Here is a 15,978-nt window from a genome sequence, read left to right as displayed (position 1 = left end):
GAGAGTTGGCGCGCTCACGCCAGATGCCGCTTCATCTCCGGCCGCGCCTTCAGCGCTGCGCCCTGCTTGGCCGCGATTTTCGCGATACGCTCCGGTGCGAAATTCAGGTCGACGAAGGCCGGCGCGGTGTTGGCGACCTCGTGATACTCCACGATCCTGCCGTCCCTGAGCTTCATGATCGCAACGCCCTCGAACATGGCGCGCGCGCCCCTCGCCTCCGGCAGCGTCGAGCGGTAGCTGAAGGTGTAGCGGGCATAGAGCGTCGTACCATCGGACACCGGCTCATGCATGTCCCAGCGGAAATCGGATGCCGTGCGATAGAAGTGGTCGTCGATCATCTCGGCGATTTTGGTGCGACCTGCGAAGGCGCCGTAGAACACGTCATGATAGACGCCGTCCTCGGTGAAGAGATCGGCGAACGCCTTGCCGTTGCGCTGCTCGACCGCGTCGCAGAACGCGCGCAGCATGGCGGTGATGGTCATGGAGCCTCCCGGTGCTTCTTGTCGTGCCCTCTCCCCTTGCGGGAGAGGGCAGCTCCGCTCGTTGACACGCATTCACTTGGGTGAGGGGTCTGTCTCCGCGGAAACAACCCTTCATTCGTCGCTTCGCGCCACCTTCTCCCGCAAGGGGAGAAGGGAAGAAACACCTCACCCGATCTCCGCGACCGCGGCAAGGATGCGCGCGATGTCCTGCGGGCGCGACAGGCGGTGATCGCCGTCCTGGACCAGCGTCAGCACGACGTCATCCGCCGGCAGGCGATGCGTCAGCGCGAAGGCGTGCTGCCACGGCACATCGGGATCCTTGGCGCCTTGCAGGATGCGCACGGGACAGCCGACATCGATGGCGCTGCCGAGCACAAGATGATTGCGGCCCTCCACGATCAGGTTCCGCGTGATCGGATAGGGCGAGCCGTCGCCATATTCGGACGGCCTGAGCCAGAGACCTTTGGTCTCGATCTCCTGCTTCACGTTGGCCGGGAAGTTCTTCCACATCAGCTCCTCGGTGAAATCGGGCGCCGGCGCGATCAGCACAAGCCCCGCCAGCGACGGCTTGCCGGCTTCCTTGCTGGTTTCCTTGCCGGCCCGCTGCCTGATCTCGCGTGCGAGCAGCAGCGCCATCCAGCCGCCCATGGAGGAACCGATCAGAACCTGCGGGCCCTCGCAGAACCGCTCGAACACCGCGACGCTTTCCTCGAGCCAGCGCCCGATGGTGCCCTCGGCGAAATCGCCACCGGATTCGCCATGGCCGGAATAGTCGAACCGGACCGAGGCGCGGCCATGCGCCACCGCCCAATCGTCCAGCGCCACCGCCTTGGTACCCTGCATGTCCGACTTGAAACCGCCGAGCCAGAACAGCCCTGGTCCCTTACCTGGCCCCTTCCCCGCCCGGGTTCGGACCGCAATCTTCCGCGGCGAGGGGCCCTCGCCCACGTCGATGAAGGTGGGAGTCTGGTTGGCGGCCGAATTGGTCATGGAACGTTTACTCTCGCTGTGCGGTTTGAGTTGTCCGGCGCTGCCGCGGCACGCCGGGATCGGCATTGGCCTTTAGGGACGCTTGCGGAACCGGGACAAGGTGTCTATGTCGAGCGGCGTGCGGATGGGCGTGACCAAAATGCCTCGCATTTGACGGTTTTTCGCGTGCGAGGTGCGACTTGCTTGCCCGCAAACGCATCTTCCTTCAGACTACCCGCTTCGTTCACAACTTTGGAGAACCAACATTCGTCGTCCCAATAGAGCCCCGGCCCCTGCTGCCAAAGACGGGCCGCGCATCAATGATGATATTCGCAATGCGCAGATCCAGCTGATCGACCAGACCGGTGACAACAAAGGCACGGTCGAGACGATGATGGCCATCAAGATGGCCCAGGAAGCCGGCATGGATCTCGTGGAGATTTCGCCGAATACCAGCCCTCCCGTCTGCAAGATTATGGACTACGGGAAGTATAAGTATTCCGCCCAAAAGAAAGCCGCTGAAGCCCGCAAGCGGCAGAAGACCGTCGAGATCAAGGAGATCAAGCTCCGTCCGATGATCGACGATCACGACTATGATGTGAAGATGCGCGCGATGCAGCGGTTCTTCGAAGAGGGCGACAAGGTCAAGATCACGCTGCGCTATCGCGGCCGCGAGATGGCGCACCAGGAGATCGGCACCAAGCTTTTGGACAAGATCAAGAGCGACGTCGCCGAGCTCGCCAAGGTCGAGCAGGACGCCAGGTTCGAGGGCCGCCAGGTCGTCATGGTGCTGGCGCCGCGGTGAGCCGGATTTGGCTCTCATGAGGTCAACGGCCCGTCAGTCATCTGGCGGGCCGTTTTGTTTGCTGATGATGCTGGCCGCAAGCACCGCTGAAACCTCTCCCGCTTGCTGGAGAAGGAGCGCACCGACTGCGGGGTAACAGTTACGTCCGCGTCGCCTGCCAGGTGCCGCTGCAACGGTCGCCGGAAATAATGCCGTTCCAGGAACCTGCACCGGCAGCGCCGCCGAGCCGGCCGCCGCCGCTGGCATGGGAGGCGCCGACAGAGACCTGCACGGCAACGGAACCGGCCCGGTTGACGGTGCCCGAGACGCGGCCGCCACCGGCCGAGCTCACGCGGCTACCGGTCACCGTGAACGGGACCATGTAGCCGGAGCTGCAATTGCCGCGCGTGGTGGCGAAGGTGACGTTCCAGATGCCGTCATAGCCACCCAGCCGGGCATTGGCAGTCGACGGGACGGCAGCCGTGCCGAGCACGGCAAGGAGCGCAACAGGCTTGAGACGGCGAAGAACACGAGACACAAGGGAATGCGGAAAATGGGCCATTTTGGTCCCTGCTCCAGGTGCCAGGGCGTGACGATGAGAGTAGCAACCTCAAATAGTCGGCCGGGCCGTTTCCGCGGTTCATCGTTGCCATTTGGCTCCGGCTCTGCCATAAGCCCAGCCTTCATCGCCCGGCTGATTTAAGGGCTGCCGTGGCGGTGCCCGTGCGGGTTTTGCGCGAGTTCGCAGAAACCTGAGCACAATCAACGCTCTAACGAGCATTTTTGACGGCCAGCCGCCTTCGCGGGCGGTGCTCTGTTATGGCCATTAGGAGAGCCAAATGCCCAAGTTGAAGACCAAGTCGGGCGCTAAAAAGCGCTTCAAGGTGACTGCTACCGGCAAAGTGATGCACGCCCAGCGCGGCAAGCGTCACGGCATGATCAAGCGGACGAAGAAGCAGATCCGTCAGCTCCGCGGCACCCGCGTGCTGTTCAAGACCGACGGCGACAACGTCAAGAAGTACTTCTTGCCGAACGCCTGATTGCGTCCACGATCAATTCAGCCGAGCCGCGGATGCCGCGGCGTTCCGAAAACCAAAGTCATCTCTGAAGGATTTTTGTCATGTCTCGCGTCAAACGCGGTGTGACCGCCCACGCCAAGCACAAGAAAGTCTACAAGGCCGCCAAGGGTTTCTACGGCCGCCGCAAGAACACGATCCGCGCCGCCAAGCCGGCCGTCGAGAAGGCCGCGCAGTACGCCTTCCGCGACCGCAAGCGCCGCAAGCGCACTTTCCGCGCGCTCTGGATCCAGCGCCTCAATGCCGCCGTGCGTCCGTTCGGCCTGACCTACAGCCGATTTATCGACGGTCTTGCCAAGTCGGGCATCACCGTGGACCGCAAGGTGCTGTCGGATCTCGCGATCCGCGAGCCCGCCGCGTTCCAGGCGATCGCCGAGAAGGCCAAGGCTGCGCTGGCGGCGTAAGCCGTCCTCCACTGTGCTCTGCGCAGCTTTCAATCTGTGATGGCCCGGGCCAAGGCGCGTTGTCGCGCTTGAAGTGCCCCGGCCGTCATTTCTCGCGCAAACACACTTCTCAGACGTGGATGCCCGGCGAATCTAACGCGAAGACGCGCTTCGCGCTTTTGGGCCGGGTGTGACGGGCTAGGAGCATCGGCTAAGCATCCTGGCCAAAAGGGATTGCCATGACCGATCTTGCCAGCACCGATCTTGCCCACCTCGAAGCCCAGATCATCGCCGATGTCGCGGCCGCCACCGATGAGGCCGCGCTCGAAGCCGTGCGCGTCTCAGCGCTCGGCAAGAAGGGCTCGATCTCCGCGCTGCTCGCCACGCTCGGAAAAATGTCGCCCGACGAGCGCAAGACCCAAGGCGCGGCGATCAACCAGGCCAAGGACAAGGTTACGCAGGCGCTCGCAGCGCGGCGCGAAATCCTGAAGTCGGCAGCGCTCGATGCACGGCTTGCCGCCGAGACCATCGACGTCACCTTGCCGCTGTTCGATGCTGCGACTGAGGCTGGCCGCATCCATCCGCTGAGCCAGGTCTGGGACGAGCTGACCACGATCTTCGCCGACATGGGATTTTCGGTCGCCGAAGGTCCCGATGTCGAGACCGACGACTACAACTTCACGAAGCTGAACTTTCCTGTCGGCCATCCCGCGCGCGAGATGCACGACACCTTCTTCTTCCATCCGAAGGAGGACGGCTCGCGCATGCTCCTTCGCACCCACACCTCGCCGGTGCAGGTGCGCACGATGCTGAGCCAGAAGCCGCCGATCCGCGTGATCTGCCCGGGCCGCACCTATCGCATCGATTCGGATGCGACGCACACGCCGCAGTTCCACCAGGTCGAGGGCCTCGTGATCGACAAGAGCTCGCATCTCGGCCACCTCAAATGGATCCTGCACGAGTTCTGCAAGGCGTTCTTCGAGGTCGACCACATCAACATGCGCTTCCGGCCGTCGTTCTTCCCGTTCACCGAGCCGTCGCTGGAAGTCGACATCCAGTGCCGCCGCGACAAGGGCGAGATCCGCTTCGGCGAGGGCGAGGACTGGCTCGAGATTCTCGGCTGCGGCATGGTGCACCCGAACGTGCTGCGCGCCTGCGGCATCGATCCCGACGAGTACCAGGGCTTTGCCTGGGGCATGGGCATCGACCGCATCGCCATGCTGAAATACGGCATCGCCGATCTGCGCCAGCTGTTCGACAGCGACGTCCGCTGGCTGTCCCACTACGGCTTCAAGCCGCTTGAAGTGCCAACGCTTGCCGGAGGGCTGAGCGCGTGATGCTTACGTGTTCATACCGGCTCACGAAGACTCTCTCCGTTCCCTTCGTGGAGAAAGCCCTCTCCCTGCCCCTCCCCCGCAAGCGGGGGAGGGAATGGATGGAGCATGCGCACAACGTCGATCTCATGGATACGAATCCTCATCCCGTCCGACAGGTCGGACTCCCTCCGCTTGCGGGGGAGGGCTGGGGTGAGGGTTTCTCAACGGTGGGGTTGTCAATGGTCGATCCTGAACACCCGGACTGGAAGATACCGGCCAAGCTGCGCGCAAATGCTCGCGCGCTGAGGCGCGACTCGACCGATGCCGAGCGGATCCTGTGGTCGGAGCTGCGCGCTGGCCGATTGAATGGCGCAAGCTTCCGGCGCCAAGTGCCGATCGAACGCTACGTCGCCGATTTCATCTGCCATGCGGCCAAGCTCGTCATCGAGCTCGATGGCGGCCAGCATTTCTCCGATGAAGGCGAACGTGCTGACGCGCGCCGCTCGGTTATCATCGAGGCCAAGGGCTTCAAGGTGCTCCGCTTCAGCAATCACGATGTAATGACTAATCGCGTCGGCGTTCTCGAAACAATCGCGACTACCATCGCGGAGAGAGCCCCCTCCCCCACCCTCCCCCGCAAGCGGGAGAGGGAGCAGACCGTTCTCGTGGAGAAAAATCAGCCATGAAATTCACCCTCTCCTGGCTGAAGGATCATCTCGACACCGACGAGCCGCTCGACAGGCTTGCCGAGAAGCTCACCATGATCGGGCTCGAGGTCGAGAACATCGAGGACAAGGCGAAGGCGCTGAAACCGTTCACGATCGCGAAGGTGATTTCCGCCGAGCAGCATCCGAACGCGGATCGGCTGCGCGTCTGCATGGTCGACACCGGTGACGGTGGTGCGCCGGTTCAGGTCGTGTGCGGCGCGCCGAATGCACGCAGCGGGCTCGTCAGCGTGTTCTCAGCCCCTGGCACCTACATTCCCGGCAAGGACATCACGCTCGGCGTCGGCACCATCCGCGGCGTCGAGAGCCGCGGCATGCTTTGCTCGGCGGCCGAATTGCAGATCTCCAACGATCACGACGGCATCATGGAACTGCCGGCGGACGCTCCCATCGGCGCAGGCTATGCCGAATGGGCCGGCCTCGGCGATCCCGTGATCGAGATCAATTTGACGCCGAACCGGCAGGATTGCACCGGCGTGCACGGCATCGCGCGCGACCTTGCGGCTGCCGACATGGGCAAGTTCAAGGATCCCACCATCAAGGCCGTGAAGGGCGAATTCCCCTGCCCGGTGAAGGTGACGGTCGAGGACACCTCGCTATGCCCGGGCTTCGCGTTGCGCCTCGTGCGCGGGGTCAAGAACGGTCCCTCGCCGGAATGGCTGCAGAAACGGCTGACCGCTATCGGACTGCGCCCGATCAACGCGCTGGTCGACATCACCAACTTCATGACCTTCGATCGCGCGCGTCCGCTGCACGTGTTCGATGCCAGCAAGGTGACGGGCAATCTCACCGTCCGACGTGGGCGCGACGGCGAAACCCTGCTTGCGCTCGACGGCCGCACCTACAATCTCGATTCCAACATCTGCGTGATCGCCGACGAGCACGGCGTCGAATCGCTTGCCGGCATCATGGGCGGCGAGGCCTCGGGTTGCGACGAGAATACCACCGACGTGCTGATCGAATCGGCGCTCTGGAACGAGATCAACATCGCGCAGACCGGCCGCAAGCTCGGTATCAATTCGGACGCGCGCTATCGCTTCGAGCGCGGCGTCGACCCGGCCTTCATGGTGCCGGGCCTGGAGCTTGCGACGAAGCTCGTGATGGAGATGTGCGGCGGCACGCCGTCGGAAACCTTCGTGACCGGCAAGGCCTTTGGCGACGACCGCGTGATCGATTTCCCGCTGTCCGAGGTCAAGCGTCTCTCCGGCATCGAGGTGCCGCAGGTCGAGATGAAGCGCATCCTCTCTCATCTCGGCTTCATGATGGCGGGCACAGGTCCCAACGTGAAAGTCGCTGTGCCCTCCTGGCGCACCGACGTGCATGGCAAGGCCGACATCGTCGAAGAGATCGTCCGCATCTATGGCGTCGACAAGGTGCCGGAGACGCCGTTCGAGCGCGGCGAGGACGCACGCAAGCCCGTGCTGACCACGCTTCAGCTCCGCAGCCGCCGCGCGAGACGCGCGCTTGCGACACGGGGCATGGTCGAGGCAGTGACGTGGTCGTTCATTGCCAAGCCGGCGGCTGAACTGTTCGGTGGCGGGCAGCGCGAGCTCGAGCTTGCCAACCCGATCGCCTCCGACCTTTCCGACATGCGGCCGAGCCTGCTGCCGGGCCTGATCGCCGCGGCGCAAGCCAATGCCGATCGCGGCCTTGGCGATGTCGCACTGTTCGAGGTCGGCCAGCTCTTCAGGGGCGATCGTCCGCAGGATCAGTTCCTGGCCGCCTCGGGCGTCCGTCGCGGCTTTGCCGCGTCGGAGGGTCTCGGCCGTCACTGGTCGGGCTCCGCCGCGGCGGATGTGTTCGACGCCAAGGCCGATGCGCTGGCGGTGCTGGCTGCGGCCGGCGCACCGATGCAGGCGCTGCAGATCGTCGCTGGCGGACCCAAATGGCTGCATCCGGGCCGCTCCGGCACCATCCAGATCGGCCCGCAGAACGTGCTCGGCTATTTCGGCGAGATGCACCCGCGCGCGCTCGAAGCGCTCGGCGCCGACGGCCCCGTGATGGCGTTCGAGGTGATCCTCGACCGCATTCCCGAGGCCAAGAAGAAGCCGACGCGGGCAAAGCCCGTGATCGAGCTGTCGGCGTTCCAGCCGGTCTCGCGCGACTTCGCCTTCATCGTCGATCGCGGCGTGAAGGCCGGCGACATCGTGCGCACGGCGCAGGCCGTCGACAAGAAGCTGATCACCGCCGTCAACGTGTTCGACGTCTATGAGGGCAAGGGCATCGACGATGGCAAGAAGTCGATCGCGATTGCCGTGACGATCCAGCCGCGCGAGAAGACGCTGACCGACCAGGAGATCGAGGCGGTGGCGGCAAAGGTCGTGGCCGAGGTGACGAAGAAGACCGGCGGCATCCTGCGGGGATGAACTTGACTGACCTTCTCCCGAAGGACGTCCGTCTCACCATCGCGATGGCGATCAGCACGATCGCCTTCGTTGCGTAGCGCGAGCGCGCGCACCAAACTCCCCTCGTCGTCCCGGACAAGCGAAGCGCAGATCCGGGAAACCACAGGGAGTAGTTTTGCGAAGACTCGTGGTCACCAATCTTGGACGATAACCACTCCCTGGGGTTATGGGTCCCGGCCTTCGCCGGGCCAACGAGTTGAGTTTGAGGCGCTTGTGCGGGACAACGGCTAACGCTTCTGCCGTCGCCTGGTCGATTGCGTCGGCACCTCGGCGGGCTCATCTCTGATCGCGCCGATGCGGCGGAGCGCGGCCTCGGCGGCGCGTTCGCCGCTCTCCCAGGCGCCGTCGACGGTGCCCCACAGCGTGTCGTGCGTGGCTTCGCCGGCGAGGTACATGCAGCCGATCGGCTCGGTCAGGATTTTTCGCGAGAGCTGGCCGCCGGGCGCGGACGCCGACATCGCGCCCATCACGTAGGGCGAGGCGTTCCAACGCGTCGCGCTAATCTTCTTGATTCCCGACGTCGCCTCGCTGCCGAACAGCTTCGTCAGCCATTCCCTCGCGAACGCCGCCATCGCCTGCTCGCCCTGCTCCGACAGATCGCGGCCGAAGGAGCCGCCGACGTCGATCGAGCACAGCGAGGAGCCGCCGATATTGGCGAACAAGAGCGCGGTGCGGATCGAATTGCTCTGCTCGACCAGGATGTCGTCGCGCGCGAGCCCGAGCGGATTACCCGGCAGTTGCAGCACGATGTGATCGTAGCTGCCGAGGCTGAGCTTGGAGGCCGCATCGAGCGTGCGCTTCGGGATATCGGGCGCGAACTTGATCGCGCCTGCGGTCAAGACGTTGGTCGAGACCGTGATGATGGCGGCGCGGGCGACGATCTTGCCGGCCGGCGTCTCGACGCTGACGTCGCGATTGCTCCAGAGGACGCGCCCTGCGGGTGTCGACAGCGCAACCGGCGTCTGCTCGCCGAGCTTGGTGATCAGCGTGCCCAGCCCCTGCTTGCAGGCGATCGCGGAATTGCGGTCCTGCGCGCGGGCCTTGTCGATGACCGAGAGCTCCTTGAGGTCCTTGCCGGCGAAGTTCGCCCCCAGCAAGAACTCGGCCGTCCCAGCCCAGTCGCCGAGATCCTTCGGCATCACCGACGCGCAGGAGGTGTCGAGCTTGCCGCGCGAGGCTTCATCGATGGCGCGATTGGCGCGCACCAGCGCCGCCAGGAATTCCTCGGTCTCGCCGGCACGCGCATTGCGGCGGCCGATGCGCATCTTCTGGCCGGCGGGGGCCGGTGACACGTCGAGCCCGACGCTGCGCGCAAGGCGGATCATCGGATTGGTGTCGGGATTGTGCATCCAGCGTGCGCCGCGATCGAATGCGGTATCGAACGTTGTGCTATCCGTGACGCAGCGGCCGCCGATCTGGCTTGCCGCTTCCACCACCACGACCTTGCGATTGGCCGCCATCACCCGCCGCGCTGCAGCGATGCCCGCCGCACCAGCGCCGATCACGACGATGTCGGCCTCGCGCGGCAGGGGTGCGGCGGTCGCGCGCAGGATCGGTGCCGCGGCGAACGCCGCCGACGCCGAGAGGAAGCTGCGGCGCGTGATTGTCATGTCATGGTTTCCGGGGACTTGAAGCGAATGGGAACAGCTAGCGAACCTTGCCGCATCTGGCGCAGCGCGGCAACCATCATGGTGAATCAATCGTACTTGATCGCCGTGCGCAATGAACCAAATTGCAACGCGTCTCGACCATGATAGAGAAGGGAAAAAGGCGGCCGGAAAAGGCTGCGGGGAGCTCGCAATGGGGACGGTCCTAGACTCAGTCGGCAAGCTGATAGCCGCGTACCTCTCCAAGGAGGTGCCGGGCTACGAGCCGTTCACGCCGAGCGATCCCGAGCATCTTCGCGGCGTCATCCAACCCGGCGACGTCCTGCTGGTCGAGGGCAACAACCGCATCTCCGGCATCATCAAATATCTCACGCAGTCGACCTGGTCGCATGCCGCGCTCTATGTCGGCCCCGTCGAAGGTGCCGAAGAGTCCGACGGCGAGCAGCACGTCCTGATCGAGGCCAATATCGGCGAAGGCGTCACCTCCGCGCCGCTCTCGAAATATTATCCGTATCACACGAGGTTGTGCCGCCCGGTGGGGCTGTCCTACGAGGACCGCACCACCGTCTGCCGCTACGCCATCAACCGCATCGGCTTCGGCTACGACACCAAGAACATCCTCGACCTGATGCGCTTTCTGTTCCCGCTACCGATCCCGCAGCGTTGGCGGCGACGCATGATCGCACTTGGCTCGGGCGATCCGACCAAGATCATCTGCTCGGCACTGATCGCTCAGGCCTTCGACGCCGTGCGCTATCCGATCCTGCCCAAGATCACCAAGGCCGGCAGCCGGCAGGCGCGCCGCGAGATCCTGCACATCCGCGATTCCTCGCTCTACATGCCCCGCGACTTCGACATCTCGCCCTATTTCGAGGTCGTCAAACCCACCATCGTGCACGGCTTCGACTACACATCCCTGCACTGGGCCGACAAGCAGAAGCCGCTCGAGGAGGTGGCGGGCACTTTCAGTGTGTTTCCAGAAACGCTCCGTTCGCCGCCGCTCGTTCCTGAAGCGTCTGACGAAAAAGCGCCGGCTAAGATTCCGGCTCAAGAAGTGAGTGCGGCCAAGGTCGATATCGCCGCGCCCGCGCGCGATTTCGCGGCGTAACGCCCAGCCCCAATGTCGTCCTGGCGAAAGCCAGGACCCATACCGCGGAATCTATCCATCGCCTGCGCTCTTCGTACCGATGCAAAAATCAACTTCTAATCTTCGCCAAAACTACTCCCTGGGGTAATGGGTCCTGGCTTTCGCCAGGACGACATTGGGAGATATCGCGCTTTCTCTTTGCCGTCGTTGCGAGCGGAGAATGAACGACTACCGTTCCGCGCGTCCTATCACCGCCATCAGCTCCGCGATCTTTTCCCGTTGATCGGTCTTGTTGCCGCTCGAGATCGCATGCTCGACGCAGTGGGCGACGTGGTCTTTGAGGATCTCCTCCTCGACCCGGCGCAGCGCGGCGCGCACCGCGGAAATCTGCGTCACGATGTCGATGCAGTAGCGGTCCTCGTCGACCATCTTGGAGAGGCCGCGGACCTGCCCTTCGATCCGGCTCAGACGTTTGCCGACGGATGCCTTGATGTCCTTGCGCATGACGTCTATATACCCCTACCGGGTATAGGTTGCAAGTCCCGGAGTCGAGACCGGGAACCAAGGCCGGAGCTGGAATGAACGACACCGAACACAACCACGCCGAGACGGCCGCAAAGCACTCCGCATGCGGCTGCTCGGCCAAGACTGCACTGCCGGTGGAGAAGCCCGCGGCATCATCGTGCTGCGGCGGCCATGGCGATCACGCCCATCACTCCCACGCCGCGTCCGGCGACAAGGCCCGCGATCCCGTCTGCGGCATGACGGTCGATCCCGCGACCTCGAAGCACCGCTTCGAGCATCATGGCGAGACCTTCCATTTCTGCTCCGCCGGCTGCCGCACCAAATTCGCGGCCGATCCCGCCAAATATCTCGCCAAGGGAATGGAAGAGCAAAAGGCGCCCGAACACGAGATGCCCGCGGGCACGATCTACACCTGCCCGATGCATCCGGAGATCCGCCAGGTCGGCCCCGGAAGCTGCCCGATCTGCGGCATGGCGCTGGAGCCGGACGTGGTGAGCCTCGATACCGGCCCCAATCCTGAAATCACCGACATGACGCGGCGGCTCTGGATCGGCGGCGCGCTGGCGCTGCCGGCGGTCGTGCTCGAGATGGGCGGCCATCTCGCGGGCCCGCACAACTGGATCGATCCGACGCTCTCGAACTGGATCCAGCTCGTGTTCGCCACACCGGTCGTGCTGTGGGCCGGCTGGCCGTTCTTCGTGCGCGGCTGGCAATCGCTCGTCACCCGCAACCTCAATATGTTCACGCTGATCGCGATGGGCACGGGCGTCGCCTACGTCTACAGTCTGTTCGGCACGCTGGCGCCGCAGATCTTTCCCGCGACCTTCAGGGGTCATGAGGGCGCGGTCGCAGTCTATTTCGAGGCGGCCGCCGTCATCACCGTGCTGGTGCTGCTCGGCCAGGTGCTGGAGCTGCGCGCCCGCGACGCGACATCAGGCGCGATCAAGGCGCTGCTCCAGTTCGCGCCGAAGACCGCGCGGCGCATCGGGCCTGATGGCACCGAGCACGAGGTCGAGATCGACACGCTTCACTCCGGCGACAGCTTGCGGGTCCGCCCCGGCGAGAAGGTGCCGGTCGACGGCCTCCTGCTGGAGGGACGTTCCTCGCTCGATGAATCCCTCGTCACCGGCGAATCCATGCCTGTCACCAAGGAGGTCGGCGCAAAGGTCATCGCCGGAACAATGAACCAATCCGGCAGCTTCATCATGCGCGCCGAGAAGGTCGGGCGCGAGACGCTGCTGTCGCAGATCGTGCAGATGGTCGCCGACGCCCAGCGCTCGCGCGCGCCGATCCAGCGCCTTGCCGACCAGGTCGCGGGCTGGTTCGTGCCGGCAGTGATCGCCGTCGCCATCGTCGCCTTTGCCGCATGGGCCTGGTTCGGCCCGGAGCCGCGGCTCGCCTTTGGCCTCGTCGCCGCCGTCAGCGTGCTCATCATCGCCTGCCCCTGCGCCCTGGGGCTCGCGACGCCGATGTCGATCATGGTCGGCGTCGGCCGCGGCGCGCAGGCAGGCGTTCTCATCAAGAACGCCGAGGCCCTGGAGCGGATGGAGAAGATCGACACGCTCGTGGTCGACAAGACCGGCACGCTGACCGAGGGCAAGCCGAAGGTGGTCATGATCGTTCCGGCTCAAGGCTTTGCCGAGGATGACATCCTGCGCCTTGCCGCCAGCGTCGAGCGCGCCAGCGAGCACCCGCTGGCCGATGCGATCGTGCGCGCGGCGAAGGAGAAGCAGTTCAGCATCAGTCAGGTCGACCAGTTCGACTCGCCGATCGGCAAGGGCGTAACCGGCAAGGTCGACGGCAAGACCGTCGTGCTCGGCAACGCAGGATATCTCGGCTCGATCGGCATCGACACGACGCCGCTCGCTGCGGAAGCAGAGCGGCTGCGCAAGGACGGTGCCACCGTCATCAACATGGCCATCGACGGCAGCCTGGCCGGGCTGTTCGCGATCGCCGATCCCGTCAAGGCGTCGACGCCCCAGACCTTGAAGGATCTCGCCGCCGAGGGCATCAAGGTCATCATGCTGACCGGCGACAATCGGACCACGGCAGAGGCCGTCGCGCGCAGGCTCGGCATCGCCGATGTCGAAGCCGAGGTGCTGCCGGACCAGAAGAGTGCGGTCGTCACGAGGCTTCAGAAGGCGCGCGGTTCCGTCGCGATGGCCGGCGACGGCGTCAACGACGCCCCGGCGCTGGCGGCGGCCGAGGTCGGCATCGCCATGGGCACGGGCACGGACGTGGCCATGGAAAGCGCCGGCGTCACCCTGCTCAAGGGCGACCTCACCGGCATCGTTCGCGCGCGAAAACTGTCGCAGGCGACAATGCGCAACATCCGGCAGAACCTGTTCTTCGCCTTCATCTACAACGCGGCCGGCATCCCGATCGCGGCCGGCATTCTCTATCCGGCCTTCGGCATCCTGCTGTCGCCGATCATCGCGGCCGCGGCGATGGCGCTGTCGTCGGTCAGCGTCGTCGGCAACGCGCTGCGACTGCGCACAACACGGCTGTGACGCGCGCAAATTCCGTGTAGAACGATTTTGTTGATGCCACGCGACATCGCGCGGCGCGCCGGGAGCGTTCCATGCAGCGGATTACGATCACGATCGAGGACGATTTGCTGGCGGAGATCGATGCCGCGGCTGCGGCGCGCGGCTACCAGAACCGCTCCGAGATCATCCGCGACCTCGCCCGCGCCGGCTTACAGCAGACGGCCGAGGACAGCGCCCAGACGGGTCCTTGCGTCGCCGGCCTCGTCTATGTCTACGACCACGCGGCGCGCGATCTCTCCAAGCGCCTGGTGCAGGAATTCCACGGCCACCACGACCTCGCGCTGGCGACGCTGCACGTCCATCTCGACGACGACAATTGCATGGAGATGACGGCGCTGAGGGGATCCGCCGACGAGGTCAAGCACTTCGCCGACCACATCATCGCCGAACGCGGCGTGCGCTACGGCCGCGTGGTGATGATTCCGACCGGCGAAGGGAAGGCGAAGCCGCGGAAGCATGCGCATAAGCATGGGTGACGTAAGCCTCGCCGCACGCGCGGTGCACCTTCTCCCCTTGCGGGAGAGGGTGGCTTCGCGATAGCGAAGCCGGGTGAGGGGTTCTATCCGCGCATAAAGCTCTAGCACTGAATGCGCGGAAACAACCCCTCATCCGGCGCTTCGCGCCACCTTCTCCCGCAAGGGGAGAAGGGAAGAAAGCGTCACCTGCCTCCGCACAGTCTCACAACGAAAACAATCCCAGCCCTGCCTTGACCTCATCCAGCGTCGCCTGCGTGATCTGCTTCGCACGATCCGTTCCTTTGCGTAGCTCCGCCAGCACATGGGATTGATCCTGCGCGAGCCGGTGTCGGCGTTCCCGGATCGGCGTAAGCAAGGCTTGCAGGATGTCCTCCAGGCGCTTCTTGACCTTGACGTCGCCGAGGCCCCCCGCCCGATAGCGCGCCTTGAGCTCCTCCACTTCGACCTGATCCTCGGCGAATGCGTCGAGATAGGTGAAGACGACATTGCCCTCGACGTGTCCGGGGTCGCTGGCCCTGACATGGCCGGGGTCGGTGTACATCTTGCGCACGGCCTCGCGAATCTCGTCCGCCGATGCCGACAGGGCGATGCTATTGCCAAGCGACTTGCTCATCTTCGCCCGGCCGTCGATACCGGGAAGCCGGCCCGTAGCCGGGATCATCGCTTCGGCTTCGGGCAGCAGTTTTCGCCCGGCCTGACGGTTGATCCGTCGCACGATCTCGTTGGTCTGCTCGATCATCGGCGCCTGATCCTCGCCCACGGGAACGACGCTCGCCCTGAATGCAGTGATGTCGGCGGCTTGCGCGACGGGATAGCAGAGGAAGCCGGCGGGAATGTCGCGCTCGAAGCCGCGCGTCAGGATTTCCGCCTTGACCGTCGGATTGCGCTCGAGCCGCGCCACGGTGACGAAGTTCAGATAGAGCAGCGACAGCTCCGCCAACGCGGGAAGCGCCGATTGAAGGCAGATCGTCGTCTCGCCGGGATCGATGCCGACGGCGAGATAGTCCAGCGCCACCTCGATGACGTTGCGTCTCACCTTGTCGGGATCGTCCGCGTTGTCGGTCAGGGCCTGGGTGTCGGCAATGAGGACGTATTGCCGATGCGACCGCTGCAGCGCGACGCGATTTCGCAGCGAGCCCGCATAGTGCCCGAGATGCAGCGGGCCGGTGGGGCGATCGCCGGTCAGGATGATCGGCTTTTCTTGCGCAGGGGAAAGCATTGACGTCTCCGGGATTGGAGCCGCCGCGCTTCGGGCAGAGTGTATGGGAATGACGACCATGCCGAACACGGCGGCGATGGTCGAATGAAAGACATGACGACGCGCCGCTCCTTCAGAAGGAGCGCCACCAGGGGCAGCTGGAACGGTTCATCGCGTCGGTCATGGCAGTCTATTCGCATAACCCAGGTGCGTCGGCAAGGTGCTCGACATGATGTGACCGATGCCTCACCACGCACCGCGGAGGGATGCTGGATTGCTTCGCTGCGCTCGCAATTGTGCAAGTTCATTAATTCGGTGATCGAATCCAGCCCAGCAGGGAGGGTTCGATGCGCGACAATAGCTTCGATCGGACGATTGAACGGAATTACCTTCAGA

General features: G+C 64.6%; 16 protein-coding genes. 10 read left to right on the top strand and 6 right to left on the bottom strand.

The features are described from left to right. Positions 1-14: 14 nt before the first annotated feature. Together ACV1FX_RS39565 and ACV1FX_RS39560 are read right to left on the bottom strand one after the other, a co-directional pair. The gene (locus tag ACV1FX_RS39565) at positions 15-482 is read right to left on the bottom strand and encodes a nuclear transport factor 2 family protein (RefSeq protein ID WP_473122905.1); all 468 of its coding nucleotides are present in this window, start codon (positions 480-482) and stop codon (positions 15-17) included. A 165-nt stretch (positions 483-647) separates the two neighbouring features. Continuing rightward, the gene (locus ACV1FX_RS39560) at positions 648-1,472 is read right to left on the bottom strand and encodes an alpha/beta hydrolase (protein WP_473122904.1); all 825 of its coding nucleotides are present in this window, start codon (positions 1,470-1,472) and stop codon (positions 648-650) included. Between the two features lie 244 nt (positions 1,473-1,716). Between ACV1FX_RS39560 and infC the strand changes: the two genes are divergently transcribed. Further along, positions 1,717-2,256, top strand: a complete 540-nt coding sequence (gene infC, locus ACV1FX_RS39555) for a translation initiation factor IF-3 (protein ID WP_027528252.1) — start codon at positions 1,717-1,719, stop codon at positions 2,254-2,256. A gap of 139 nt (positions 2,257-2,395) precedes the next feature. Here the strand turns inward: infC and ACV1FX_RS39550 are convergent, their stop codons facing one another. After that, positions 2,396-2,797, bottom strand: a complete 402-nt coding sequence (locus tag ACV1FX_RS39550) for a hypothetical protein (protein WP_473122903.1) — start codon at positions 2,795-2,797, stop codon at positions 2,396-2,398. A 277-nt stretch (positions 2,798-3,074) separates the two neighbouring features. On the opposite strand from ACV1FX_RS39550, the gene rpmI reads away from it, so the two are divergent. The 5 genes from rpmI (at position 3,075) to pheT (ending at position 8,101) form a co-directional block, all read left to right on the top strand. Further along, complete coding sequence (rpmI, locus tag ACV1FX_RS39545) at positions 3,075-3,275, top strand: 50S ribosomal protein L35 (RefSeq protein WP_008539890.1); 201 nt, start codon at positions 3,075-3,077, stop codon at positions 3,273-3,275. Positions 3,276-3,355: 80 nt separating this feature from the next. Beyond that, positions 3,356-3,715, top strand: a complete 360-nt coding sequence (rplT, locus tag ACV1FX_RS39540) for a 50S ribosomal protein L20 (RefSeq protein ID WP_027528250.1) — start codon at positions 3,356-3,358, stop codon at positions 3,713-3,715. Between the two features lie 218 nt (positions 3,716-3,933). Next, a complete protein-coding gene (gene pheS / locus ACV1FX_RS39535) occupies positions 3,934-5,031 on the top strand; it encodes a phenylalanine--tRNA ligase subunit alpha (protein ID WP_473122902.1) in 1,098 nt (365 codons plus the stop codon). Between the two features lie 218 nt (positions 5,032-5,249). After that, entirely contained in the window at positions 5,250-5,696 is a 447-nt protein-coding gene (locus tag ACV1FX_RS39530; protein WP_473122901.1) for an endonuclease domain-containing protein, read from the top strand. Further along, complete coding sequence (gene pheT, locus ACV1FX_RS39525) at positions 5,693-8,101, top strand: phenylalanine--tRNA ligase subunit beta (RefSeq protein WP_473122900.1); 2,409 nt, start codon at positions 5,693-5,695, stop codon at positions 8,099-8,101. Before ACV1FX_RS39530 ends, pheT begins: the two co-directional genes overlap by 4 nt. 266 nt (positions 8,102-8,367) lie before the next feature. Here pheT and ACV1FX_RS39520 read toward each other — a convergent pair whose 3' ends face one another. Then, positions 8,368-9,750 (bottom strand): flavin monoamine oxidase family protein, encoded by a 1,383-nt coding sequence (locus ACV1FX_RS39520; RefSeq protein ID WP_473122899.1) that lies wholly within the window; start codon positions 9,748-9,750, stop codon positions 8,368-8,370. A 190-nt stretch (positions 9,751-9,940) separates the two neighbouring features. On the opposite strand from ACV1FX_RS39520, the gene ACV1FX_RS39515 reads away from it, so the two are divergent. Further along, positions 9,941-10,855: a YiiX/YebB-like N1pC/P60 family cysteine hydrolase gene (locus ACV1FX_RS39515; RefSeq protein ID WP_473122898.1), complete on the top strand. Its 915-nt coding sequence runs from the start codon at positions 9,941-9,943 to the stop codon at positions 10,853-10,855. Positions 10,856-11,062: 207 nt separating this feature from the next. Here the strand turns inward: ACV1FX_RS39515 and ACV1FX_RS39510 are convergent, their stop codons facing one another. Beyond that, a complete protein-coding gene (locus tag ACV1FX_RS39510) occupies positions 11,063-11,338 on the bottom strand; it encodes a metal-sensitive transcriptional regulator (RefSeq protein ID WP_473122897.1) in 276 nt (91 codons plus the stop codon). 74 nt (positions 11,339-11,412) lie between these two features. Between ACV1FX_RS39510 and ACV1FX_RS39505 the strand changes: the two genes are divergently transcribed. Both ACV1FX_RS39505 and nikR read left to right on the top strand, forming a co-directional pair. Further along, complete coding sequence (locus ACV1FX_RS39505; protein ID WP_473122896.1) at positions 11,413-13,869, top strand: heavy metal translocating P-type ATPase; 2,457 nt, start codon at positions 11,413-11,415, stop codon at positions 13,867-13,869. Between the two features lie 71 nt (positions 13,870-13,940). Then, positions 13,941-14,384 (top strand): nickel-responsive transcriptional regulator NikR, encoded by a 444-nt coding sequence (nikR, locus tag ACV1FX_RS39500; RefSeq protein WP_473122895.1) that lies wholly within the window; start codon positions 13,941-13,943, stop codon positions 14,382-14,384. A 202-nt stretch (positions 14,385-14,586) separates the two neighbouring features. On the opposite strand, the gene trpS is transcribed toward nikR, so the two are convergent. Continuing rightward, positions 14,587-15,603, bottom strand: coding sequence for a tryptophan--tRNA ligase (trpS, locus tag ACV1FX_RS39495; RefSeq protein WP_473122894.1), 1,017 nt, complete (start codon positions 15,601-15,603; stop codon positions 14,587-14,589). An 84-nt stretch (positions 15,604-15,687) separates the two neighbouring features. Between trpS and ACV1FX_RS39490 the strand changes: the two genes are divergently transcribed. Then, a partial coding sequence (locus ACV1FX_RS39490) for a hypothetical protein (RefSeq protein WP_473122893.1) occupies positions 15,688-15,978 on the top strand: 291 nt, incomplete at its 3' end.

It is taken from the genome of Bradyrhizobium ingae (assembly GCF_055791185.1).
The sequence above is the reverse complement of the archived record's forward strand: the minus strand, read 5'-3'. Positions and strand labels throughout refer to the sequence as shown.